We start from the raw sequence: 24,319 nt of genomic DNA, 5'->3' as shown, positions 1-24,319 counted from the left end.
GTTATTTGTCTTGGAAAGATATCAAACAGCCATTAATCAATATTACCAGTAAGTCCAGCTACCAGTGGAAATAATCCAGATCCCCAACAAGCCATTGGTCACGCCGTGCGCCAGGATAGGCGACCACAAGCGGCCGCCGCGCATGTATAACAGGCTGTACACAGCGCCGGCAACCACGCCGGCCAGCCATAAATTATGCTCAACGCCAAATAATATCACTGAGACAATGAAAGCCTTGGCACTGCAGCGCGCCGGTGCATGTGTCAGGAAGTCCGGCGCATCGATCCAGCGCATCAGGAAGGAGCGCCAGAACAGTTCCTCCATCACCGGCACCACCAATGCGGCGCCGACGATACGCACCGTCACCAGCGCCCAGTCTATAGCGCCATGATTGAGGGGATTGAATCCGGCTGAACTTCCGATCTGCATCCAGTCGGCATTGAGGTTAATCCACAACACCAGCACCAGCACACCGCTGGCCACCGCGATGGCGATGCTGCGGGCGTTGGCGCCGTCCCAGGTCAGCTCGGTATAGCGGCGGCGATATGCCAGCAAGACCGCCGCGACCGCAGCGATTTTGACCGCGTAAAACCAGCGGAGTTCCTGCGCATCCCAGCCCAGGCGGCCCAGCAGGTCGGCGATGGCAATGCAGGCGATATAGAGGGCGAAGGGAGCGATGCGGGGCCACGCTGCCCCGCTAAACACGTGCACCTCGGCGGTGGCGGCGGGCCGGGAGTGAATTCAAAGCAATTGCTGTCATGCATCATCCAGTCGGTGCGAGAGGGCCAGAAATGGTAACGGCGTCCGAAACCATGCATATACTACAACAAATGGAGGCAGAGTTGTAGTCGTGCTTGCAACCTACTGCGCGACGCTCGCCGCGCCGCGCACCGCTCAGCCGGCTTTGCCGGACTCGATGATTTCCCAGCGTTCCAGCGCGGCCAGCAGTTCGTCCTCGATGGCGGCGATGCGGGCGCTGAGGCGCTTGCCTTCTGCCGCGTTTTTCTTGTACAAGTCCGGGTCGGACAATTGCAGGTTCAGCGCGGTTTGCTCGTCCTCCAGCGCGGCGATCAGTCGCGGCAGCTCCTCCAGCTCGCGCTGCTCCTTGAAGCTGAGTTTTTTCTGCCGGGAGGCAGCCGGCGCCGCTGCCGCCGCCACTGCGGCCGGTTCGGCCTTGACGGCTGCCCGCACCGGCGCCGCCGGCGTCGTGTCGCGCACCCGCTCCCAGTCGCTGTAGCCGCCGACGAACTCGCGCCATTTGCCCTCGCCCTCGGCCACCACCACCTGCGTCACCACATTGTCGAGGAAGGTACGGTCGTGGCTGACCAGGAACACGGTGCCCGTGTAATCCTCCAGCAGCTCTTCGAGCAACTCCAGGGTATCGATGTCGAGGTCGTTGGTGGGTTCGTCCAGCACCAGGCAGTTGGCCGGCTTGGCGAACAGGCGGGCCAGCAGCAGGCGGTTGCGCTCACCGCCGGACAGCGATTTGACCGGCGAACGCGCGCGTTCCGGCGCGAACAGGAAATCGTTCAGGTAGCTCATCACGTGCTTGCGGGCGCCATTGACTTCGACCCAGTCGCTGCCCGGAGCGATGGTTTCCATCAGGTTGGCTTCCTCGTTGAGCTGGGTGCGCATCTGGTCGAAGTACGCCACCTGCAGCTTGGTGCCCAGGCGGGCCACGCCGTTGTCCGGCTCCAGCTCGCCCAGGATCATTTTCAGCAGCGTGGTCTTGCCGGCGCCGTTGGCGCCGATCAGGCCGACCTTGTCGCCGCGCAGGATGGTGCCGGTGAAATTGCTGACAATGACGCGCTCGCCGAAACTCTTGCTGATGTTTTCCAGTTCCGCCACGATCTTGCCGGAACGCTCGCCCGAAGCCACTTCCAGCTTGACCTGTCCCTGCTGGTCGCGGCGCGCGGCGCGTTGCAGGCGCAGCGCTTCCAGGCGGCGCACACGGCCTTCGTCGCGCACGCGGCGGGCCTTGACGCCCTTGCGTATCCAGATTTCCTCCTGCGCCAGCACCTTGTCGAACTTGGCGTTCTCCACTTCCTCGTTCTCCAGCAGCTCGGCCTTGCGGGCCTGGTAGGTGGTGAAATTGCCGGGGAAGGACAGCAGGCGGCCACGGTCAAGCTCGATGATGCGGGTGGCGACGTTGTCGAGGAAGGAGCGATCGTGGGTGATGAACAGCACGCTGCCCTTGAAATCGCGCAACAAGCCTTCCAGCCACATGATGGACGTGAAGTCCAGGTGATTGGTCGGCTCATCGAGCAGCAGCACGTCGGGCGCCGACACCAGCGCGCGCGCCAGCGCCACGCGCTTCTGCATCCCGCCCGACAGCGTCTTCATCAGCATGTCGCCGGTCAGGTTCAGGCGGTTGAGCACGGTTTCCACCTTGTTCGGCAGGCTCCAGGCGTCGGCCGCGTCCAGCAGCACCTGGACATCGTGCATGCGCTCCATGACGGCGTCGTCGTTGCCCTGGCCGAACTGGCCGGTCAGCGCATCGTATTCCTTCAGCAGCGCCGGCAGCTCGCCCATGCCGGAGGCGACGGCGTCGAACACCGTCATCTCGGGATCGAACACCGGTTCCTGCTCGACGTAAGCGATCTTGAGGCCCTGCTGCATGACCAGCAAGCCGTCGTCCAGCTTGAAGCGGCCGGAGATAATCTTGAGCAAGGACGATTTGCCGGTGCCGTTACGGCCGATCAGGCCGACGCGCTCCCCCATTTCCAGCGAAAATTCCGCGTGATCGAGAAGCGCGACGTGACCAAACGCCAGTTGGGCCGAGGAAAGAGAGATGACTGCCATAGTGAGTATGCTGAGCCGGTGTTTCAGGCGGAGTGCCGAAAGACAGCCGAAGGATGAATGAAGCCGGTATTGTACCGGCTGTTGCGACTGGCGGAGCAATTTCCGCGACAGCGGCGCTGGTGTCGCCAACAGGAATCGAACCTGTATCTGATTCTTAGGAGGAACCTGTTCTATCCGTTGAACTATGGCGACACGCTAACAGCAGCGCAATTGTACAGGCAGGCCGCCCTCCCGAACAGGGGGGCGGCAGTGGAGGACAGGCCGGCTTAAGCGCGCCGGCGACGCGCTACAGCCAGCATGCCCAGACCGGCCAGCAGCATGGCGGCCGTTGCAGGCTCCGGCACGGCAGAGATACTGAACACTTGAATCGCGCCATAGGTCACATTAGGACCGACATAAGGTGCGCCGTCGAGCAGACTGGTGTAGATATTGGTGCCGCTCTCATCGATATACGAATACATCAGCGACAGACCATGCGTCAGATCCTTACCGACAAACAAATCGTTACCAACGCCGAAAGTAGGGCCGTAATCGATGTGGTTGAAGGTTTGGTAGGAGCCCAGCGTATCCAGGGCGTAGGTCTTCGGCGTTTGCAGATGCTTGGAGCCTTTGGTCAGGTTAAACAGGAACGCGGTACGGTCAGCCTGGTCCGTCGTAATATTGAAGCCGCCCTTGGTGGACCAGCTCTGCGGATCGTAGCCGCCCACCAGCCAGGTCTGGCCCGCGCCATTGGTAGCTTCCATCACCGCGAAGGTACGGCCCTTACCGTCGACCGCAGCATGGAAATCCGCCGACGTGTCACCGGCGGACTTGGTATAAATGTTGGCCAGCTTGATCGGACCTTCCCCCAGCCATGCCGCCAGCTGGGATTGATCTGCGGCACTGAGCAAGGAGGTCGCGGCGCTGGCCGACGTACCATACCCAAACGATACCAGCGCCAACAGGGCGAGGACACTGCGATTGACGTATTTACCCATGATTTCCTCGACAGGTGTATAAAAAAATCATCCAACGAGATGATTGTTAAATATAGCACAAAACACCTGAGCGCCTGATTTTCGGTGCCATTTAATTTATATTGTGCATTTTTTAATACACTATGGCACCACCGCCGTCACTTCGATCTCCACCCGCGCCCGGTCCTCGACGAGGCCGGCCACCTGCACCGCCGTCATCGCCGGGAAGTGCTTGCCGATGATGTCGCGATAGGCCGCGCCGACTTCCTTGTAGGCGCCCACGTACTCCTTCTTGTCCAGTACATACCAGGTCATGCGTACGATGTGCTCGGGCCGCGCGCCCGCCTCGGCCAGCACCTCGACCGCATTCTGCAGCGCCTGGCGCACCTGGCCGGCGAAGTCGTCGGTGTGGAACACGCCCTGCCCGTCCCACCCTATCATGCCGCTGACGCACACCGTGCGTCCGCTGGCGGCCACGCCGTTCGAATAGCCACGCGGCCGGACCCAGCCCGGCGGTTGAAGAAATTCCATCATTGTTCCTTAGTGTTGTTGGCCGCGCGCAGCAGTTCGCGCGCGATGATCAATTGCTGTACTTCGGTGGCGCCCTCGTAGATGCGCAAGGCGCGGATCTCGCGGTACAACCGCTCGACCGGCTGCTCGCTGACCACGCCCAGGCCGCCGAACATCTGCAGCGCGGCGTCGATCACCTGCTGCGCCGTTTCGGTGGCCGTCATCTTGGCCATCGCGGCCTCCTTGGTGACGTTGCGTCCCTGGTCGCGCTGCCAGGCGGCGCGATAGGTCAGCAGCGCGGCGGCGTCGATGCCGGTCGCCATCTGCGCCAGCTTCGCCTGCGTCATCTGGAAGTCCGACAGCGCCTGGCCGAACATCTTGCGCTGCGTGGCATGCGCCAGCGCCTCGTCCAGCGCGCGCCGGGCGAAGCCCAGCGCCGCCGCCGCCACCGAGGTGCGGAACACGTCCAGCGTGGACATCGCCACCTTGAAGCCCTGCCCCGCCTCGCCGATGCGCTGCGTGGCCGGGATACGGCAATCGTTGAACGTCAGGCGCGCCAGCGGATGCGGCGCGATCACTTGTATGCGTTCGGCGATGTCAAAGCCCGGCGTGCCGGCATCGACGATGAAGGCGCTGATGCCACGCGCGCCGGGCTGTTCGCCGGTGCGGGCGAACACCACGTAAAAGTCGGCGATGCCGCCGTTGGAGATCCAGGTCTTCTCGCCGTTGAGCACATAGTGCTCGCCATCGCGGACCGCCGCGCACTGCATGGCGGCGACGTCGGAACCGGCCTGCGGCTCGGACAGCGCGAAGGCCGCGATGGCGTCGCCACGCGCCACGCGCGGCAGGTATGCCTCGCGCTGGGCGGGAGTGCCGTGCAAGCTGATAGCGCCGGAGCCCAGTCCCTGCATGGCGAAGGCGAAATCGGCCAGGCCGTTGTGCCGCGCCAGCGTCTCGCGGATCAGGCAGATGGCGCGGGTATCGATGCCCTCGCCCGCCGCGCCATACGCGGCGCCGGCGATGGCGTGTTTAAGCCAGCCGCCGTCGCCCAACTGGCGTACCAGGTGGCGGCAGGCCGCATCGACGTCGGCCTCATGCTGCTGCGCGATGTGCTGCGTGGCCCAGGCATCGAGCTCGCGCTCCAGCACCGCGTGGCGCGGGTCGAAGAACGGCCATTCCAGATAAGTCTTGTCGCCCATTAGTCGCCTTCGAATTCAGGTTTTTGCTTGGCCACGAAGGCGTGGTAGGCACGATGGAAGTCGTTGGTCGCCATGCAGATCGCCTGCGCCTGCGCTTCCGCCTCGATGGCTTCGTCGACGCCCATGTTCCACTCCTGCTGCAGCATCTTCTTGGTCATGCCGTGGGCGAAGGTCGGGCCGTCGGCAAGGCCGCGGGCGAAGGCGTACGCCGCGTCCAGCAGCGCTTCCGGTTCCTGCAGGCTGTTGAAGAAGCCCCAGCGCTCGGCCTCCGCACCGGACATCGAACGGCCGGTGTACAGCAGCTCGGCGGCGCGGCCCTGGCCGATCACGCGCGGCAGCAAGGCGCAGGCGCCCATGTCGCAGCCGGCCAGGCCCACCCGCGTGAACAGGAAGGCGGTCTTGCTGCGGGCCGTGCCGAGGCGGATGTCCGAGGCCAGCGCCAGGATCGCGCCGGCGCCGGCGCAGATGCCGTCGACCGCCGCCACGACAGGCTGCGGGCAGGCGCGGATGGCTTTCACCAGATCGCCCGTCATGCGCGTGAACGCCAGCAGGCCTGGCATATCCAGCTTGGTCAGCGGGCCGATGATGTCGTGCACGTCGCCGCCGGAGCAGAAGTTCTCGCCGGCGCCGGTGATGACGACGGCCTTAACGTCGTCCGCATAGGCCAGTGCGCGGAACAGGTCGCGCAGCTCGGCGTAGGAATCGAAGGTCAGCGGATTTTTGCGTTCGGGGCGGTTGAGCGTCAGCGTGGCGACGCCGGCGCTGACTGCAAACAGAAAGTGGCTGGCCTGGTAATCGGCCAGCGCGGCGCGGTTGCCGGGCAGTTGCTGCGCTTCGCCGGGAAGATATCGCATGGTGTGGTTCCTTATTTTTCGTCCGAGGCGTTCAGGTGCAGCTTCATCTGCGACAGCAGGTCGATCAGCTGGCTCTTGTCGGCGCCGGACATGTCCTGCAGCAGTTCGGCGATCCAGCCTTCGTGCACGGCGGCCATGGTGGCAAAGGCCTTGCGGCCGGCCGCCGTCAGCTTGACGCTGTAGGCGCGGCCGTCCTTGGGATCGGGCACGCGCACCACCAGCTTCTCCTGCTCCAGCTGGTCGGTGATGCCGGTGATATTCCCGCCGGTGACCATCATCCGCTTCGACAGCTCGCCCATGCGCAGGCCTTGCGGGTAGCGCTCCAGCTGCGCCATCAGATCGAAGCGCGGCAGCGTGATGCCGAAGCTGGTGCGCAGCCGGCTGCGGATTTCGTTCTCGATCCTGACCGTGCAGGACAGCATGCGCAGCCACAGCTTGAGCGATTGATGATGGTCCTGCGTCAGGCGGCTGGCCAGGTCGAGCACCGGCGCGCCCTCGTCCTCATCCCCGATGGGATTCGGTTGATTCTCGTTGTCTGAAAATGGTGGCATAGCTTCCTCGTGCTTCACATTACTTCGCCGCCGGCGACGGCGACGGATTGTCCATTCATGGCGCCCGCTTCGGGCAGGCAAAGCCAGGCCACGGCGCTGGCGACTTCCTCACTCTGCACCAGCCGCTTCTGCGGATTGGCGGCGGCCAGTTCGGCGCGCGCTTCGTCCTCGCTGCGGCCGGTCTTGGCGACGATGTTGGCGACCGCCTCGCGCACGATATCGGTTTCGGTGTAGCCGGGGCAGACGGCGTTGACCGTCACGCCCTTGGCCGCGACCTCCAGCGCCAAGGCGCGCGTCAGGCCGATCACGCCGTGCTTGGCGGCGACGTAGGCCGACACGTAACGATAACCGATCAGCCCCGCCGTGGAAGCAACGTTGACGATGCGACCCCACTTCGCGTCCAGCATGCCAGGCAGCGCGGCCTGGGTGCAGTGGAAGGTGCCGGTCAGGTTCACATCCAGCATGCGCCGCCACAGCGCGGCGTCGGTCTTGCCGAACGGCGCGGGGGCGGCCTGGCCGGCGTTGTTGACCAGGATGTCGATGCGGCCGAAGCGTTCGACGGCGCCGGCAAAGCCGCTGCGCACCGACGCTTCATCGGTCACGTCCAGCACCTGCATGGCCACCGCGCCGCCCAGGGGCGCGGCGATGGCGCTCATCGCTTCGACAGCGGCCAGCAGCGCCTGCGCATCGCGGCCCGCCAGCGTAACGCGTGCACCTCGCAGCAGCAAGGCCTGCGCGCAGGCGGCGCCGATGCCGCGCGCGCCGCCCGTCACCAGCGCGTGCTTGCCGGCCAGCGGCAGTTGGACTGTCTCGCTCATGCCCTCATCCCTCCAGCAGCTTGGCCGCGACCTGCTGCGGCGTGAGGCCGGTATTGGCCGCCGCCAGTTGGCGCTCGCGCTCCAGGTTGCGTTCCAGCTGCTGCTTGGCCGGCAGGTACTGCTTCGGCCAGGCGACGGCGGAATAACCTATCCTTGCAGCTTCCGCCAGCGTCCACGCCGGATTGGCCAGATGCGGACGGCCGACCGCGCACAGGTCCGCGCGGCCGGCGGCGATGATGCCGTTGGCGTGATCGGCCTCGAAGATCGAACCGACCGCAATCGCGCCGATGTCCGCCTCGTTGCGGATGCGGTCCGCGAACGGCGTCTGGAACATGCGGCCATAGACAGGCTTTTCCAGCTTGCTGACCTGCCCCGACGAACAATCGATCATGTCGGCGCCGGCCGCTTTGAACAGGCGCGCAATCTGCACCGCATCGTCCGGCGTGATGCCGCCCTCGACCCAGTCGTGCGCCGAGATCCGTACGCTCATCGGCTTGTGCTGCGGCCAGGCCGCGCGCATCGCCGCAAACACGCGCAGCGGATAGCGGCAGCGGTTTTCCAGGCTGCCGCCGTATTCGTCGCCGCGCTCGTTGGTCAGCGGCGAGATGAAGGACGACAGCAGGTAGCCGTGCGCGCAGTGCAGCTCCACCCAGTCGAAGCCCGCCGCGTCGGCCGCCTGTGTGGCGCGCACGAAATCGGCTTCGATGCGGTCCATGTCGGCCACGGTCATGGCGCGTGCGGTTTGCGAAACGCCGGCCAAGTACTGCTGCGGCGAGGCCGAGACCAGCGGCCAGTTGTCCTTGTCCAGCGGCTGGTCGATGCCGTCCCACATGGCGCGGGTCGAACCCTTGGCGCCGGCATGGCCCAGCTGCAGCGCGATCTTCGCATCGCTGTGCCGGTGGACGAAATCGACGATGCGCTTCCAGGCCTGCGTGTGCTCCGGCGCGTACATGCCGGGACAGGCCGGCGTGATGCGCGCATCGGCCGACACGCAAGTCATTTCGGCGAACACCATCGCCGCGCCGCCCATCGCGCGCGCGCCCAGGTGGGCCAGGTGATAGTCGCCGACCACGCCATCCACCGCGCTGTACTGCGCCATCGGCGAGACGACAATGCGGTTTTTCAGCACTACATCGCGCACCTTGAAAGGCGTGAACATCGGCGGCACCGGTGCTGCGGCCTGGCCGGACGGCTGCGCCGGCAAGCCCGCCTGCGCGAACGAACGAGCCGCGAACCAGCGTTCATAGTCCGCCACGTAGCCGGCGTCGCGCAGGCGCAGGTTCTCGTGCGACAGCCGCTGGCTGCGGGTCAGCATCGAATAGGCAAACTGCGGCGCTTCCATCGCCGTATAGCGTTCGACGTTCTCGAACCACTCCATCGAATTGCGCGCCGCGCTTTGCAGCTTGATGACCTCCACCGCGCGCACCGACTGATATGCCGCCAGCGCCGTCGCCGCATCGTCATGCTCGCCGAAACAGCGCGCCAGTTCGATTGCATCCTCCAGCGCCAGTTTGGTGCCGGAGCCGATCGAGTAATGCGCCGAATGCGCGGCGTCGCCCATCAGCACCACCGGCACTTCGCCGTTCCAGTGCACCCACTTGTCGCATACGATGCGCGGGAACTTGATCCACATGGCGGAGCCGCGCAGGTGCGCGGAATTGGACATCAGGCCATGACCGTCCAGCAGGTCGGCAAACAGCCGCTCGCAATACGTGACCGACTCTTCCTGGCTCATCTCCTCCAGCCCAGCCGCGCGCCATACCGATTCCGGCGTCTCGACGATGAAGGTCGAAGTATCGCCGTCATACTGGTAGATGTGCGCCTGGAACCAGCCGTGCTCCGTCTGTTTGAAGGAGAAGGTGAAGGCGTCGAACTTCTTGCGCGTGCCCAGCCACACAAAGCGGCACTGGCGCGCTTCGATCTGCGGCAGGTAGCTGGCGGCGTAGCGGGTGCGGATGCGGCTGTTCAAACCGTCGGAGGCGATCACCAGATCCGCGCCATAGCGGGCGGCGACTTCCTGGTCGTCCAGCACTTCGGTCTCGAACACCAGCGACACGCCCAGCTCCTCGCAGCGCTGCTGCAGGATGTTGAGCACGCGCTTGCGGCCGATGCCGCAGAAACCGTGGCCGCCGGACGTGACCTTTGCGCCCTTGAAGTAGACGTCGATATCGTCCCAGTGATTGAACGACTCCTGGATCGCGCGCGCGGTCGCCTCGTCGGCGTTCATCAGATTGCCCAGCGTCTGGTCGGAGAACACCACGCCCCAGCCGAAGGTATCGTAGGGACGGTTGCGCTCCACCACCGTGATCTGGTGGGCCGGGTTCTGCTTCTTCATCAACAGGCTGAAATACAGGCCGGCGGGGCCGCCGCCTATGCAAACAATATTCATGTGACTCTCTTTATTCGGTACGCAGCTTGAAGCGCTGTAGTTTTCCCGTTTCCGTACGCGGCAGCGCCGTCAGGAAGCGGATCGCGCGCGGATACTTGTACGGCGCGATCTGGCCCTTGACGAACTCCTGCAACTGCGCCGTCAGTTCCGGCGAGGCCTCGTGGCCCGGCTTGAGCACCACGTGGGCCTCGACGATCTGTCCGCGCTCCTCGTCCGCCCGGCCGATCACGCCGCATTCGGCCACCGCCGGATGACGCAGCAGCGCATCCTCCACCTCCGGCCCGGCGATGTTGTAGCCGGCCGAGATAATCATGTCGTCGGTGCGCGAGCGGTAGTAGAAATAACCGTCGGCGTCCATCTCGTAGGCGTCGCCGGTCAGGTTCCAGCCGTTGAGCACATAGTCGCGCTGGCGTTCGTCCGCCAGATAGCGGCAGCCGGTCGGCCCCTTCACGGCCAGCCGGCCGATCACGCCCGGCCCGACCGGATTGCCGTCGTGGTCGAGGATGCAGGCCTGGTAGCCCGGCACCGGCTTGCCGGTGGCGCCCGGCCGTATCTGGTCGCCCGACGCCGAGATGAAGATGTGCAGCAGTTCGGTCGCGCCTATGCCGTCTATCATCGACAGGCCGGTGGCCTGGCGCCAGCTTTCGCGCGTCGCCAGCGGCAGCGCTTCGCCGGCGGAGACGGTTTTTTTCAGGCTACCCAGCTCGTACCTGTCGGCCAGCGGCGCCATCTGCCGGTAGAAGGTCGGCGCAGTAAAGCACACGCTGGCCTGGTATTGTTCGATCGCCTGGAGCAGGGTTTCCGGCGTCAGCTTTTCCAGCAGCACGGCGGTCGCGCCCACCCGCAACGGGAACAGCAGCAAGCCACCAAGGCCGAAGGTAAAGGCCAGCGGCGGCGTGCCGATGAAAGTGTCGCTGCGCTGCGATTCCAGCACCGAGCGCGGGAAGCAGTCGCAGATCGCCATCACGTCGCGATGGAAATGCATCGTCCCTTTCGGAATGCCAGTGGTGCCGGATGTGAAGCTGATCAGGCAGACGTCGTCGGCCGCCGTGTCCACCGCATCGTAGCTGGACGGCTGCGCTTCCATCAACGCTTCAAGCGAGCCCTCGGCGCCGGCGCCGCCGAACCACAGCGTCCGCTCGCGCACCGCGGCCGGCAAATTCACCGCCTCCATTTCGGCGCGCAGGCCGTCGGCGCACAGCACGGCATTGATCTCGGCCTTGCCGGCGATGGCGCCAAGTTCGCGCGCGCGCAGCAGCGGCATGGTCGGCACCGCGATGCAGCCGGCCTTCAGTACCGCCAGGATGCAAGCCGCCATCATCGGATGGTTCGCGCCGCGCAGCAGCACGCGGTTGCCCGCCTCCAGCCCCATCGGGCCGCGCAGCACATGGGCGATGCGGTCGATCTGTTCCAGCAGCTGCGCGTAGGTCCAGCTCAGCTTCTCGCCGCGTATCGCGATGCGTTCGGCCGCGCCGCCGGCCAGTGCGCCGTCGAACAGCTCCGCCACGCAGTTCAGGCGCGGCGGGTAGTGAAGCTCGGGCAGGTCGAAACGCAGCTCGGGCCACAGCGCCTGCGGCGGCAAATGCTCGCGCGCGAAGTGGTCGGTGTGCGCGCTGTCGTAGCTGGTGACGGAAGTGCTGGCAGAACTGGCTGTCGGTCTAGTCATGGTCGCCCTGTAGTTGTAGGTCGTTCGGTGTCCGCTGCTCACGCAACAGATACTTTAAACCTAAACTATCGCGACATCAAGTGCTATCGCTCAGGCGGCGCCGCCCTGCCGCACCAGGCCGGATTGGTGGATCACGGCGCGCACCACGTCGGCCAGCACCGATTGCACGGTGTCGCTGGACAGCGTGCCGGGGTCGAGACTCTTCAGCACGGCGGCCGCGCCGTCCAGGCCCAGCGTGATGCAGCCGGCATGCAGGCGGTCGATGCGCGCGTGCGCTTCCTGCTGCAGGCCCTTGGCCAGCAAGGCGTCGATGTCGCCGCTGGCGGCTGTGAGTTGATTCTGGAATCCGCTGAGGTAGACCAGCAGGCGCTCGGCGTTGATGCCCAGCCGGCGCAAGGTGGTGGCCGGTTCTTCGGCGTGATGGTCGTAGCCGCTGGCCGCCTGGTCGAGGAAATTCACCAGGTGCACCCGCACCTGCTCCGCCTGGAAGGGTTTGACGATGTAGCCCGCAGCACCGGCCTGGGTAGCCTCCTGCACCGTGTCCTTGTCGTTGGCCGATGTCACCAGCACGAAAGGCATGGTGTTGATTTCGGCGTGGCCCTTCACGCGCTGCAGCAGCTCCATGCCGGACAGGCGCGGCATGCGCAGGTCGCAGAAGCAGATCGCCGGACGCAAACCGTCTTCCAGCTGCTGCCAGGCGTCGGCGCCGTCTTCCGCTTCAACGATGTCGAACTTGCCGCAGCTGTCGATCAGGTGCATCAACACCATGCGCGAGACGACATCGTCGTCGACTACCAGAACTTTCATGAGACTCCCTGTGCCCTTAACAACTAATTTTGCGTTACCTTAGTACGGCACTTTCCAACGATATTACATGAAAAACGCTGCTTATATGTCCTGGACACCCCCAGGTGATGACGAATAGCCGCAGCTTACAAAGCGCTAGCCGCTCCAGCGCGCAGCAGCAGTTCACGCAGCTGCGGCATGACCTCGACGATGCGCTGCCAGTTGCCGTGGTCCGCATCCAGTTCCAGCTCTCCGCATAGCGCCTGCAGTTCCTGCTCCTCCAGATAACCCGCACTGCCCTTCATGCCATGCAGCAGACGGCTGGCGGTGTCGGCATCGCGCTGCTCGACGGCGCGTTCCAGTTCCGCCAGCCGCAGCGGCGCGTCCTGGTTGAAGGCGCTGCGCAGCCGCAGTTTCAGATCGCTGCCACCGCTGTGCTGCGCCAGCCGGGCCGGCTCCTCGGCCGCCGGCGCAACGCCAAACAACGTATCGAGTTCCGGCGTGCCGATTGCCGGATTGTGGCGCGGCTCCATCAGCGGCAGCTTGAAGCCGCGCTGCAGCTGGCGTTCGATCGCGCGGCTCAGCTGGAAGTGCAGCTTGTCTTCGTCGATAGGCTTGGTCAGGAAGTCGTCCATGCCGGAGGCCAGGTAGCGGCTGCGGTCTTCCTCGCTGGCGTTGGCGGTCAGCGCGATAATCATCAGCTCCTGGTCGCGCACCGGCGCCGCCTCGGTGCCGCCCGACCGTATCAGGCGGGTGGCGCTGGCGCCGTCCATTTCCGGCATGCGGCCGTCCATCAGGATCAAGTCGTAGCGCGTCAGCGAGCAGGCCTTGACGGCCAGCGCGCCGTTGGCGGCGATGTCGACCTTGTGGCCCAGGTCTTCCAGCATCATGCGGATGATGATCTGGTTGGTCGGGAAGTCTTCCGCGCACAGCACCTTGAGCTGATGGCTGTGCGGCTCGCGCGGCACGTGCGGCACCATCGGCGGCGGCACGCCGTTCGCCAGCGGCAGCTCGAACGAGAAGATGCTGCCCTCACCCGGCGTACTGACGGCGTTGATGCTGCCGCCCATCAGTTCAACCAGTTGGCGGCAGATCGCCAGTCCCAGCCCGGTGCCGCCGTAGCGGCGCGTGGTGGAGGCGTCGGCCTGCTCGAACTGCTGGAACAGGCGCGGAATGGCGTCGGCCTCGATGCCGATGCCGGTGTCGCTGACGCTGAAGCGGATGCGGTTCAAGGCGCCCTTGAAGCCGGCGCGGGCGCGCTCGTCGTCCTCCTGCGGCACGCGTTCGACGCGCATCCGCACCGCGCCTTTTTCGGTGAACTTGAAGGCGTTGCCGACCAGGTTGACCAGCACCTGGCGCAGGCGCGTCGGATCGCCGACGACGAACTGCGGCAGCCCCTCGCCGAACTCCAGGCTGAAGCCCACGCTGTGCGCCGCCGCCTGCTCTTCGAACAGGCTGACCACGTTCTCCACCGCCGACGACAGCGAGAAATCGATATTCTCGATGGTCAGCTTGCCGGCTTCGATCTTCGAAAAGTCCAGCAGGTCGTTGATGATCGACAGCAGCGACTGCGCATTGGCCTGGCCGCGCAGGATCTGCTCGCGGGTGCTGACCGCCAGCCGGCTGTCGCGCAATGCGAAGCCCAGCATGCCGATCACGCCGGCCAGCGGGGTACGCATCTCGTGGCTCATATTGGCCAGGAATTCGGATTTCTGGCGGGTGGCGTCTTCCGCCTTCTGCTTGGCCAGGCGCAGGCGCTCGTCGTTCTCCTGCAAGGCGCGGTTGGCCAGCGCCAGCTCCTCGGTGTGCAGGCGCACCTGGCGCTCCTGCAGCATCAGCTGTTCCTGCGTCTGGCGCAGGGTTTGCAGCGCCTCTTCCAGCTGCTGGTAGGCGCGGGCGTTTTCCAGGCCGGCGGCGGCGTGCGAGGCCAGCGTCTGCAGCATGTCCATGTGCACCTGCTGGTAGGAGTTCTTCTCCAGGCTCTGTACGCACAGCAGGCCGACCACCTTGTCGCTGATGACCAGCGGCGCATACATCATCGAACTGGCCACGGCGGCCGGCACGCCGTCCTCTCGCACGCACGGCACCAGCGTGTCCAGGCCCGATTCGTCCATGTAGTCGCGGTACTCGGCCTCGAAGTCGTTGATGAACACCGGCTTGCGCTGCGTCAGGCACCACACGGCCAGCTGGTTGGGCTGGTCCAGGCGGCGCTGGTAGGGCAAGGTGCGCACGCCGGCCTCGATGGCGAACGGGAAGTCGATCACGCCATCCTCCTCGCGCACGAAACCGATGCCGAAGATCTGCGCGTTCATCAGGTGGTGCACGTGGCGGTACAGCGTGCGCATGGTGGTTTCCATGTCCAGCGTGGCGCTCATCTCGCGGCCCAGTTCACTGAGCACCGAGATGTTGCGGTGCGCCTGTTCGACGTTTTCCTTCTGGCGTTCGACTTCTTCCTTCTGCCGCTCGGTGTCGACGCGGCGCTGCTCGGCCTCGGCGCGCTGCGCTTCCGCCTCCAGGCGGCGCTGCTCCAGTTCCTGCTTCTGCTGTTGCAGCAGCTGGTTCTTGTGCTCCACCTCCGCCGTGCGCGCGCCGACCAGTTCCTCCAGCCGCTGCTGCTGGTGGTGCAGGCTGCGCACGCGCGCGTGGTAGGCGGCGTAGGCGGCGCCCGCCAGGGCCACGCCAAACAGCCCGCGGAACCACCAGGTCTTCCAGAACGGCGGCAGGATGGTGATGTCCAGCGTGGCGGCGTTGTCGTTCCAGATGCCGTCCTTGTTGGCGGCCTTGACGCGGAAGGTGTACTTGCCGGGATCGAGATTGGTGTAGGTGGCGAAGCGCTTGGTGGAATCCGTCACCACCCAGTCCTCGTCGAAGCCCTGCAGCTGGTAGGCGAAGCGGTTGCGCTGCGGCGCCGCGTAGTGCAGCGCCGCGAACTCCAGCGAGAAGACGGAATCGCCCTCCAGCAGCGTGAGCGCGTTGGTGTGTTCGATCGCCACCTTCAGCACGTCGGGATGCTCGCCCTGCCCCGGCTTGAGCGACTTGTTAAAGATCTGGAAATCGGTGATGGCCACGGTCGGCGCCACGCTGTTCTCGCGCACCTCCGGCGGCGCGAACGCGGTGATGCCGTTGAAGCCGCCGAAGTACAGCGTGCCGTCCGGCGTGCGCAGCGCGGCGCCGTCGAAGTAGGCGCCTTCGATGGTGCCGTCGGCGCCGCTGTAGTTGCGCACCAGGCCAGTCTCGGTGTTGAGGCGCGACAGGCCGCTGTTGGTGCTCAGCCAGAGATTGCCGGCGTCGTCGGGCAGGATCGAGGCGATGGCGTCGTCGGCGATGCCGTCCTTGCGCAGGTAGCGGCGGAAGCGGATGCCGCCGTCGGCCGCCACTTCCATCTTGTTCAGGCCCGCCGCCGTGCCGACCCAGATGATGCCGCGTCCATCCTCGTACAGGTAGTGCACCTCGTCGTGACTGAGGCTGAACGGGTCGGCCGGGTCGCGCCGGAAGTGGCGGAACTTGCCGGTCTTGCGGTCCAGCAGATCGAGGCCGTTGAAGGTGCCTACCCACAGCTGGCCCTTGCGGTCCTCCAGGATCGGCCGCACCACGTTGTCGGCCAGGCTGTTCACGTCGGACGGATCGTGGCGGAAGGTACGCACGTCCATGCTCTGCGGATCGAGCCGGTGCAAGCCGCCGCGCGAGGCGATCCACAGGATGCCGCTGCGGTCGCCGACGATGTTGCGGATGGTGTCGCTGGCCGGGTCGCCGCGCACGAAGGACAGCGCCTTGATCGCGCCGCTCTCCACGTTCAGGTGGTTGACGCCGGCGCGCCCGCCTATCCACATATTGCCGTTCTTCTCGCGCCACAGCGCCGTCACCTGGTCGTCGCTCAAGCTGTTGGCGCGCAGCGGATCGTGGCGCCACACCTTGCCCTCGCCGATGACCGGGTCGTACAGATTGAGGCCGCCGCTGCTGCCCAGCCACAGCTGGCCGCGCGCCTCGGCGACGATGGCGCGCACCTTGTTGTCGGACAGCGTGTTCGGAATATCGGCCTGGCGCACGATGCGGGCGAAACCGCCGCTGCCCAGGTCGACGCGGCTGGCGCCGTCGTTCCAGGTGCCGACCCAGAAAGTGCCGACGCGGTCGCGGAACAGCGCCGAGATCTGGTTGTCCGCGACGCTGTGGCTGTCGCTGAATTGATGCAGATACTGCACCAGGCGGTTCTCGGCCGGCAGCCAGCGCAGCAGGCCGTCGGCCTGGGTGCCGACCCAGACGTTGGTCTCGGCGTCGACGTACAGCGTGGTGACGCTCATGCCCGGCTTCATGCCCTCGCGCACGCCGAGGCGGCGGCGCTGCGGCTCCTTGCCCAGCAGGCGCCATTGTTCCAGCCCGCCCAGCGTGCCGACCCACAGCGTCTGCGCGCTGTCGACCTGCAGCGCCAGCACGGCGTTGTATTTGCTGTCGCCGCTGGCGTCTATCGTGAAGTGCTGGAAGCGCGATTCTCCCGGCGCCAGCATATCGAGGCCGGTGGCGGTGGCCACCCACAGGCGGCCGGCGGCGTCGCGCGCCAGTGCGTTGACCTGGTCGTTGGCCAGGCTGCCGGCATCGGCCGGATCGTGGTGCCAGCTGGTGAAGCGTTTGCTGACCGGGTCGAAGTGATGCAGGCCGTCGGCGCTGGCCAGCCACAGGCCGCCCAGGCCATCGTCGGCGATGGCGCGCACGTGGCGGTTGCCGTTGCCGCGCTGCGCCGATTCGTGCGGCAGGAAGTGGGTGAAGGTCTTGGTGGCGGCGTCGTAGCGATCCAGGCCGCCGTCGGTGCCCACCCACAGCTGGCCGGAGCGGTCCAGGTGCAGCACGCGCACCCAGTTGTCGGCCAGGCTGCGCGGGTCGGAGACGGCGCTCTTGTAGGTGACGGTGCGGTAGCCGTCGAAGCGGGTCAGGCCGGCCTGGGTGCCCAGCCAGATGAAGCCCTGCTTGTCCTGGGCGATGGCCAGCACCGATTCCTGCGCCAGCCCGTGTTCGACGCTGAGCTGCTCGAAGCGCAGTGTGCGCGGCGGCGCCCCCGCCCATGCGGCAGCCGTGCCCATGCCCCACAACAGCAGGACGGGCAGCAGCAGACGGCTACATAGGCGTAGACAAAACAACAAGGAAAGCCCCGTTTTCAGGATTCGAAGAAGGCCAGCACATCGTCCTTGCGCGCTTGCGTGTCGCGCTGTCCGAGGCGGATCAACTCGCAAGTATACGTTGATTCGAACAAGAGGTACGACGCGAGTGCCGCGCCGCGTGTTTCGGTGGCCCCTATCCCCGACAGCATGGTGCGTATCGGCGCCGGCAAACTGGCGATGTGGCGGCTGGCGATATCGTCGAGCCGTTCGGACGGCGCGATCACCAGCAGCTTGACCGGCTTGAGCGGCGTCTGCTCCAGCAGCTCCGGCGGCAGCATGGACAAGGTCTTGTTGACCCGCTCCAGCCGCTCGATGTCGACCGCCAGGCTGTCGAGGAAGATCGACGACATCGCGTGGCCTGCGATCTGCGCCAGGCTGGGATAACGGGCGGCGCTCTTTTCGGCGGCGCTGCGGGCCGGTTCGGTCAGGCGACCGGCCCCCACCACCAGCACCTTGCTGGCGCCGAGGTGGATGGCCGGCGAGATCGGCGCCAGCTGGCGCATCGAACCGTCGCCGCAGTATTCGCGGTGGCCGCCCATGTACAGCGGCGTCGCCGGGAAGATGAAGGGGATCGCCGACGACGCCAGCAGGTGCTCGACGCCGATCTGGTCCTGCAGCGCCACGCGCTGCATGCGTATCCACGGGGCGATGTCGGCGGCGGTCTGGTAGAAGGTCAGGTGATTGCCGGCGGTGTAGGACGAGGCGGTGACGGCCAGCGCATGCAGCAGGCCTTCGGACAGCACCGCGTCCAGGCGCGGCAGGTCGAGCATGCGGTGCAGCAGGCCGACCAGCGGGGTGTTGTCGAGCAGGGACGCGGGCGGCGCGGCGCGCCATTTGCGCAGCAGCCAGCCAAACGACAGCAACGACAGCCAGCGCGCGCCGGAGCGGATCACACCCAGCGAATCGGCGCGGTAGACCTGTTCGACCTCGATGTTCTGCCAGACGTCGAGCAGCTTCTGCACGCCCTCGCCGAAGTTATCGGCGCGGCAGGCCAGCGCGGTGGCGTTGATGGCGCCGGCCGAGGTGCCGCAAATGATGTCGAACGGGTTGCGCGCCGGCGGCCAGCCCGCCTCCCACAATATCTCCGAGATCGCCTGCAGCACGCCCACCTGGTAGGCGGCGCGGGCGCCGCCGCCCGTCAGGATCAATCCTGTTTTCTTTTGAGTTCCCATACGACAAGATTAGCAGGGTCTGCCGGATTTGGGCAGCGTTTGGCGGCAGTTTGGCGCCATTAATCGCCTAATACGACACCTTCGCGACGGGGATCGGCGCCGCCGAACCATTCAGGCTTGCCGTTGACGGTGCGCCGTTGTATGCCCTGCAGGCCGGAATTGAGCTCGAACTCGCGCACCTGGTGGCCGCGCGCCTTCAGCTGTTCGATGACGGCCGGCGTCACGCGCCCTGCTTCCAGCTCGGTCGGGCCGTTGCGGCTGCCGAAGTTGGGCAGGCTGATGGCCTGCTGCACATCGAGCTTCCAGTCCAGCGTGCCGACCAGCACCTTGGCCACGTAGTTGATGATGGTCGAACCGCCCGGCGAGCCGGTGGCCAGCACCAGCTTGTGCGTGCCCTTGTCGAACACCAGCGTCGGCGACATGGCGCTGCGCGGGCGTTTGCCGGCCTGCACGCGGTTGGCGATCGGGCCGTTTTCGTCCTGCGAATCGAAGGAGAAGTCGGTCAGTTGATTATTCAGCATGAAGCCGTCGACCATCTGGCGCGCGCCGAAGGCGTCTTCCACCGAAGTGGTCATCGACAGGCCGCCGCCGAAGGCGTCCACCGCCACCAGGTGCGAGGTGGATGGTTTGTCGATGGCGGTGTCGGCGCCCCACGCCACCTGCATCGTGGCCGGCACGCCGTAGTTGGCGCGGCCCATGGACTTCTCGCCGATCAGCGATGCGCGCTGCTTCAGGTAGCCCTTGTCCAGCAAGGCATCAACGCCCTTGCCGGGCAGCGGCACGAAATCGGTGTCGGCGGTGTAGCGGTTGCGGTCCGCGTAGGCCAGGCGGCCCGCCTCGGTGAACAGGTGGATACCTTCGGCCGTCAGCTGGCCGTTGACCGGCTTGTAGGGAGCGATGTCCTTCACTTCCAGGATGCCCAGCATCTGCGCGATGGCGATGCCGCCCGAGGATGGCGGCGGTGCGCCGCACACGGTCCATGCCTTGTAATCGCTGCAGATGGGCGTGCGCTCCTTGGCCTGGTAGCCGGCGATATCGGCGACGGTCAGCTTGCCGGGGTTGGTCGGATGCGAGGCCACCTTGGCGGCGATGTCGCGGGCGATGCGGCCTTTGTAGAAAGCGTCGGCGCCGCCGTCGGCGATCTCGCGCAGCGTGCGCGCCAGTTCGGGATTCTTCAGCAGGTAGCCGACCGGGCGCGGTTTGCCGTCCTCGCCGAAGAAGTAGGCCTTGGCGACCGGGTCGCGCGACAGATAGCGGTCGTAGTTGAGCAGCGCGTTCAGGCGCGGGCTGACATTGAAGCCGTCTTCGGCCAGCTTGATCGCTGGCGCGAACAGGGTTTTCCATGGCAGCTTGCCGTGCTCCTTGTGCGCCAGCTCCAGCATGCGCAGCACGCCGGGGGCGCCGACCGAACGGCCGCCGATCACGCCGACTTCGCGCGAGACGGCCTTGCCGTCCTTGTCCTGGAACAGATGTTCGTCCGCTGTGGCGGGCGCGGTTTCGCGGCCGTCGTAGGATTGCACGCGCTTGCCGTCGGAGTACAGCAGGAAGGAGCCGCCGCCGATGCCGGACGATTGCGGCTCCACCAGCGTCAGCACCAGTTGGGTGGCGATGGCGGCGTCGATGGCGCTGCCGCCCTGCTTGAGCATCTGGTAGCCGGCCTGGGTGGCGAGCGGATTGGCTGCCGCCACCATGAATTTTTGCGCGGACTTGCCGGCCTTCTCGGCGTAGCCGGTGGCGATTTCAGGCGCGACTTCGGCGCCGGTGCGTTGTGCGTAAGCCGGCGCGTGCAGTGCGGCCAGCAGAGGAAGGGACAGCGCGAAGCTGAGCGCCAAAGGCTTCAAACGGGACATGGACTCTCCAAAATAAGAGGCGCGCGGCCAGGGCCGCGCGCCCGATCACTCTGGCATCCTACACGAAATCGAGTAAATCGTTTTCGCGCTGCTTACTTCGGCTGCATGCGGATGGCGCCGTCCAGACGGATGGTTTCGCCGTTCATCATGGTGTTTTCGATAATGGCCTTGGCCAGGTGAGCGTACTCGTCAGGACGGCCGAGGCGCGGCGGGAACGGCACCATATTGCCCAGCGCGGTGCGTACCTCTTCCGGCATGCCCATCAGCATAGGCGTTTCGAAGATGCCTGGGGCGATGGTCATCACGCGGATGGCGCTGCGCGACAGGTCGCGTGCCATCGGCAGCGTCAGGCCGGCGACGGCGGCCTTGGAGGCGGCATAGGCGGCCTGACCGATCTGGCCGTCGAAGGCTGCGACCGAGGCGGTGTTGATGATGACGCCGCGCTCGCCGCTGTCGGTGGCGGTGGTCTTGCCCATCGCGTCAGCCGCCAGGCGGGCCATGTTGAAGGTGCCGACCAGATTGATGTTGACGGTGCGCTGGAATACGTCCAGCGGGTGCGGGCCGTCCTTGCCGACGGTCTTGATGGCTGGCGCCACGCCGGCGCAGTTGATCAGGCCGCGCAGCGTGCCCAGCGCGACGGCGGCGTCGACCACGGCCTTGCCGTCGGCTTCCGAGGTGACGTCGCATTTGACGAATACGGCTTTGAGCTCGGCGGCCAGCGCCTCGCCCGGTTCCACCTGCACGTCGGCCAGCACGACTTTGCCGCCATTGGCGGTAATCATGCGGGCGGTAGCGGCGCCCAGACCCGAGGCGCCGCCGGTTACGATGAATACATTGTCCTGAATTTGCATGTGCGTCCCTATCTCGTTTTTATTTGACGTTTACGTTAACGTCACCTCGCAATTGTAGCGAATTTTTTATCAGAGATGAGAAATTCAATCGTGATTGCGGCAAGAACCATCAGCAAGGGCATGATCGGCTCCCTGTAGCGGTAGATGACGAAGAAAATCATGTGCACTGCGGTGTAGCACAGTACGGCCAGCCACAGCAGGCGGGCACTAGAGGTTCGCAGCCGCCGATAGGCAAGGCCAGCCAGCGCCAGGCCGCAGATCAGCAGATATTCGGCGAGCCAGGCCAATCTCGTCAACGCCTCCCCTTTGGACGGTGGCCCCTCCCCCTCGTGTACCGGCGGCATCCAGAACAGCGCGGCTTTTTTAAAGGTCAGCGTGAGGAACCGCGCAGGATTTTGTCTGATCCAGGCAAGCGCTTCATCTTTCAATGTGTTGTTTGCCGCCACCTCTCCCTGCTTGCGCAACTGGTGCCAGCTGGCGCCTCTTGGCGTGTCGGCAATGGAGATGAACATGCCGTTGGCGGAGGGATTGTTCGCCAGGTAGAGATTGAAGCCCCCGTTGGTGTTTAAAACGGGGGCGCCCAGGACTTGATAGTTTCGGATCAGCCAGGGTGCAACGACCAGCATGGCGACCAATCCGGCCAGGCTCAGCCTTGCCAGCTTCCGGGGAAACGACAAAGGTGAAATCATGAGTGCGGTCACCAGAACCGGGCCAAGCGCCAGGCCGGAATTTCCTGTGATGGCGAGCAAGCCAAGCACTGCCCCAGCCAAGATCGCCATCCGCGCCGATGGATGGTATGTGCATCGCAAGGAAAGCAGGACGACCGCGAGCATCAGCGGCGTCATGAGGTTTTCCTTGGAAAGGTAGGCGGCATAAATCCATGACGGCAGATAGATCGCGTAGAGGCTCACGCTGAGCAGCCGCCCAAGCTTGCCGGCACCGGCTTCCTTCGCGATGAGGTAGACCAGCCATGCGCTGACGGTGCACAGCAATGCGTTGGCAAACAGCGCCGCCAGCAAATGGTGTCCGAAGATGGCAAAGACCGGAGCTAAAACAAACAGCGGATAACCGGCGTTCAAGTATGCCGAGTTGCCCCCTTCAAGCAAGCCCTTGCCCGCCAGCAGGTTCACGGCCATGTGTTCGTATCCGGCATAGTCGCTGACAGGCTGGAATTGAAAGGCGAACGCGGTCGCGGCCCGGACAACAAATGCGAACACCAAAATCAAGGCCAGGCACTGCTTTTCACTGAGACTCATATGTCCGCTCCGAGGATAAAAAAATGCGCAACCAGCATCACGATGCCCATGACGATGACGGTGCTGCGACTGCCACGGTCCCTAATCGCATAGATCACCGGGTCGTCGTGCATTTCTCCGCGCGAGGTCTTGATCCAAAGCCGGGCCAGCCAATAAATCAGTCCTATGGCTACCAGCCATAACAAGCCGGGCGTTGCGTAGCGGGACTGGGTATCGGGGGAATTGATGAACAGCCCGAAGACAACCACTGCGGACATGGCGGACGCCACACCCAGCGGACATAGCACGGCCAAATCCGTCACGCGGTAATCGCGGCCACGTGCGGCGGCCTTTCCGTTCTGCTCCAGCGAGATTAATTCGGCACAGCGTTTCACCAATGCCAGGCTCAGGAACATGAACACCGAAAACGCCAACAGCCACGCGCTGGTGACTACCGCGATAGCCACCGAGCCGGCAAGGATGCGCAGGGTGTAGAGCAGCGACAGCATAATCACGTCGATCAGCACGTACTCCTTGAACATCCAGCTGTAGGTGCTGGTCAGAATGACGTACAGAAGCAGCATCAGAGAGAAAGCTTGGGAGACAGCCAGCGCCAGCACGAACGCCAGCATCAGCAAGCAGCCGGCAACAGCAAGCCCGACAAGAATCGGTATCCTGCCGCTGGCGAATGGGCGGCTCTTTTTTCGGGGATGAGCACGGTCGCTGTCCAGATCCCACAAGTCGTTGACCAGATAAGTCGCCGATGCGGCAAACGAGAAGGACAGGAAGGCCAGCGCCATGGTCGCAAGCTTCCCAAGATCCATGAACGAAAAGGCTGTCAGCAAGGGCACTAGCAACAGCAGGTTCTTCAGCCACTGGTGTACCCGCAACGCCCTCGCCCAGGTGGACCAGCGGATTGCTTCTTTCGGAAACTCTCGCTCAATCGTGCTGCGTTGCCGGATGGTCTTGGCCAGGCCGGCTGAGGCCCCGACCAAAATCACCGCTTGCGCTGCGCTCCATATCGGCGTGTCTGCGCGGCTATCACCGGCGTACACGAACCCTGCTCCCACCTTTTCTTGTATGGCCTCAAGCTTGGTCTGCCCCTTGAGATTGCGGCCGGTATCGGAAGCAAGCACATCATCGAACAAGGCAAGGTGATCGGATACGCGCTGGGCGATGGATATGTGCGCCGCCGTGGCCAGGATGATCTGGCGGCCCTTGCTCTTTTCACTGCGGAGATAAGCCAGGAACGCCTCGCGGTAAGGCAAGCGGGCCGCCGAGAAGGTTGTACGGGAACAGACCGTTTCCTTGAAAGCTGCACTACCTTTCAAAAGCCAGAACGGCAGTCGCAGTAAATTGAGCGGCGCTTGCTTGATGAGCTGGATCACCGATTCAAGCAGCGTATCGGTCGGCGTCAATGTCCCATCGAGATCGACAACCATGGGCCAACCGGCCGCCGGATTGTTTTGCACATCACTCAAGTGGCTTTTCATCACATTGTTTGATCGAAAAAGACGGGGCACGACAGAC

Annotated in this window: 17 protein-coding genes and 1 tRNA gene; all 18 read right to left on the bottom strand. The window is 65.0% G+C overall.

The window, feature by feature from the left end; translation table 11 throughout:
- Window positions 1-42: 42 nt before the first annotated feature.
- Window positions 43-705 (bottom strand): CAAX prenyl protease-related protein, encoded by a 663-nt coding sequence (locus GEV02_RS07540; RefSeq protein WP_328595749.1) that lies wholly within the window; start codon window positions 703-705, stop codon window positions 43-45.
- A gap of 189 nt (window positions 706-894) precedes the next feature.
- Window positions 895-2,802: an ATP-binding cassette domain-containing protein gene (locus tag GEV02_RS07535; RefSeq protein WP_152837427.1), complete on the bottom strand. Its 1,908-nt coding sequence runs from the start codon at window positions 2,800-2,802 to the stop codon at window positions 895-897.
- A gap of 117 nt (window positions 2,803-2,919) precedes the next feature.
- A tRNA-Arg gene (locus GEV02_RS07530) sits at window positions 2,920-2,994 on the bottom strand.
- Between the two features lie 74 nt (window positions 2,995-3,068).
- A complete protein-coding gene (locus GEV02_RS07525; RefSeq protein ID WP_152837426.1) occupies window positions 3,069-3,779 on the bottom strand; it encodes a PEP_CTERM-anchored TLD domain-containing protein in 711 nt (236 codons plus the stop codon).
- Between the two features lie 120 nt (window positions 3,780-3,899).
- Window positions 3,900-4,289 (bottom strand): RidA family protein, encoded by a 390-nt coding sequence (locus GEV02_RS07520; RefSeq protein ID WP_152837425.1) that lies wholly within the window; start codon window positions 4,287-4,289, stop codon window positions 3,900-3,902.
- Complete coding sequence (locus tag GEV02_RS07515) at window positions 4,289-5,467, bottom strand: acyl-CoA dehydrogenase family protein (RefSeq protein ID WP_152837424.1); 1,179 nt, start codon at window positions 5,465-5,467, stop codon at window positions 4,289-4,291. Before GEV02_RS07515 ends, GEV02_RS07520 begins: the two co-directional genes overlap by 1 nt.
- The gene (locus GEV02_RS07510) at window positions 5,467-6,321 is read right to left on the bottom strand and encodes an enoyl-CoA hydratase family protein (RefSeq protein WP_152837423.1); all 855 of its coding nucleotides are present in this window, start codon (window positions 6,319-6,321) and stop codon (window positions 5,467-5,469) included. Before GEV02_RS07510 ends, GEV02_RS07515 begins: the two co-directional genes overlap by 1 nt.
- 11 nt (window positions 6,322-6,332) lie before the next feature.
- Window positions 6,333-6,872: a MarR family winged helix-turn-helix transcriptional regulator gene (locus GEV02_RS07505; protein WP_152837422.1), complete on the bottom strand. Its 540-nt coding sequence runs from the start codon at window positions 6,870-6,872 to the stop codon at window positions 6,333-6,335.
- 14 nt (window positions 6,873-6,886) lie between these two features.
- On the bottom strand, window positions 6,887-7,690 hold the full coding sequence (locus GEV02_RS07500) for an SDR family NAD(P)-dependent oxidoreductase (RefSeq protein ID WP_152837421.1): 804 nt from the start codon (window positions 7,688-7,690) through the stop codon (window positions 6,887-6,889).
- A gap of 4 nt (window positions 7,691-7,694) precedes the next feature.
- The gene (locus tag GEV02_RS07495) at window positions 7,695-10,079 is read right to left on the bottom strand and encodes a bifunctional salicylyl-CoA 5-hydroxylase/oxidoreductase (RefSeq protein ID WP_152837420.1); all 2,385 of its coding nucleotides are present in this window, start codon (window positions 10,077-10,079) and stop codon (window positions 7,695-7,697) included.
- A gap of 10 nt (window positions 10,080-10,089) precedes the next feature.
- Window positions 10,090-11,745: an AMP-binding protein gene (locus tag GEV02_RS07490; RefSeq protein ID WP_152837419.1), complete on the bottom strand. Its 1,656-nt coding sequence runs from the start codon at window positions 11,743-11,745 to the stop codon at window positions 10,090-10,092.
- A 90-nt stretch (window positions 11,746-11,835) separates the two neighbouring features.
- Window positions 11,836-12,552 carry a response regulator gene (locus GEV02_RS07485; protein WP_152837418.1) on the bottom strand — a complete coding sequence of 239 codons (717 nt, stop codon included), beginning with the start codon at window positions 12,550-12,552 and terminating at the stop codon, window positions 11,836-11,838.
- Between the two features lie 125 nt (window positions 12,553-12,677).
- Window positions 12,678-17,603 carry a two-component regulator propeller domain-containing protein gene (locus GEV02_RS07480; protein WP_235922708.1) on the bottom strand — a complete coding sequence of 1,642 codons (4,926 nt, stop codon included), beginning with the start codon at window positions 17,601-17,603 and terminating at the stop codon, window positions 12,678-12,680.
- Between the two features lie 74 nt (window positions 17,604-17,677).
- Window positions 17,678-18,853 carry a patatin-like phospholipase family protein gene (locus tag GEV02_RS07475; RefSeq protein ID WP_152837417.1) on the bottom strand — a complete coding sequence of 392 codons (1,176 nt, stop codon included), beginning with the start codon at window positions 18,851-18,853 and terminating at the stop codon, window positions 17,678-17,680.
- 59 nt (window positions 18,854-18,912) lie between these two features.
- On the bottom strand, window positions 18,913-20,703 hold the full coding sequence (gene ggt / locus GEV02_RS07470; RefSeq protein WP_152837416.1) for a gamma-glutamyltransferase: 1,791 nt from the start codon (window positions 20,701-20,703) through the stop codon (window positions 18,913-18,915).
- A gap of 92 nt (window positions 20,704-20,795) precedes the next feature.
- Entirely contained in the window at window positions 20,796-21,554 is a 759-nt protein-coding gene (locus GEV02_RS07465) for an SDR family NAD(P)-dependent oxidoreductase (protein ID WP_152837415.1), read from the bottom strand.
- Between the two features lie 41 nt (window positions 21,555-21,595).
- A complete protein-coding gene (locus GEV02_RS07460; protein WP_152837414.1) occupies window positions 21,596-22,810 on the bottom strand; it encodes a glycosyltransferase family 39 protein in 1,215 nt (404 codons plus the stop codon).
- Window positions 22,807-24,261, bottom strand: coding sequence for a UbiA family prenyltransferase (locus GEV02_RS07455; RefSeq protein WP_328595754.1), 1,455 nt, complete (start codon window positions 24,259-24,261; stop codon window positions 22,807-22,809). The genes GEV02_RS07460 and GEV02_RS07455 overlap by 4 nt, the downstream gene beginning before the upstream one ends.
- Window positions 24,262-24,319: the final 58 nt, after the last annotated feature.

It is taken from the genome of Rugamonas aquatica, from assembly GCF_009380215.1.
GTDB lineage: Bacteria > Pseudomonadota > Gammaproteobacteria > Burkholderiales > Burkholderiaceae_D > Rugamonas > Rugamonas aquatica_B.
This window is presented reverse-complemented; position numbering and strand designations above follow the sequence as displayed.

Coding starts and splice junctions, on each gene's coding strand:
- GEV02_RS07480 (WP_235922708.1), bottom strand. CDS start 17,603: ATGGGCACGGCTGCCGCATGGGCGGGGGCGCCGCCGCGCACACTGCGC.
- GEV02_RS07485 (WP_152837418.1), bottom strand. CDS start 12,552: ATGAAAGTTCTGGTAGTCGACGACGATGTCGTCTCGCGCATGGTGTTG.
- GEV02_RS07495 (WP_152837420.1), bottom strand. CDS start 10,079: ATGAATATTGTTTGCATAGGCGGCGGCCCCGCCGGCCTGTATTTCAGC.
- ggt (WP_152837416.1), bottom strand. CDS start 20,703: ATGTCCCGTTTGAAGCCTTTGGCGCTCAGCTTCGCGCTGTCCCTTCCT.
- GEV02_RS07490 (WP_152837419.1), bottom strand. CDS start 11,745: ATGACTAGACCGACAGCCAGTTCTGCCAGCACTTCCGTCACCAGCTAC.
- GEV02_RS07460 (WP_152837414.1), bottom strand. CDS start 22,810: ATGAGTCTCAGTGAAAAGCAGTGCCTGGCCTTGATTTTGGTGTTCGCA.
- GEV02_RS07510 (WP_152837423.1), bottom strand. CDS start 6,321: ATGCGATATCTTCCCGGCGAAGCGCAGCAACTGCCCGGCAACCGCGCC.
- GEV02_RS07475 (WP_152837417.1), bottom strand. CDS start 18,853: ATGGGAACTCAAAAGAAAACAGGATTGATCCTGACGGGCGGCGGCGCC.
- GEV02_RS07465 (WP_152837415.1), bottom strand. CDS start 21,554: ATGCAAATTCAGGACAATGTATTCATCGTAACCGGCGGCGCCTCGGGT.
- GEV02_RS07525 (WP_152837426.1), bottom strand. CDS start 3,779: ATGGGTAAATACGTCAATCGCAGTGTCCTCGCCCTGTTGGCGCTGGTA.
- GEV02_RS07505 (WP_152837422.1), bottom strand. CDS start 6,872: ATGCCACCATTTTCAGACAACGAGAATCAACCGAATCCCATCGGGGAT.
- GEV02_RS07520 (WP_152837425.1), bottom strand. CDS start 4,289: ATGGAATTTCTTCAACCGCCGGGCTGGGTCCGGCCGCGTGGCTATTCG.
- GEV02_RS07500 (WP_152837421.1), bottom strand. CDS start 7,690: ATGAGCGAGACAGTCCAACTGCCGCTGGCCGGCAAGCACGCGCTGGTG.
- GEV02_RS07515 (WP_152837424.1), bottom strand. CDS start 5,467: ATGGGCGACAAGACTTATCTGGAATGGCCGTTCTTCGACCCGCGCCAC.
- GEV02_RS07535 (WP_152837427.1), bottom strand. CDS start 2,802: ATGGCAGTCATCTCTCTTTCCTCGGCCCAACTGGCGTTTGGTCACGTC.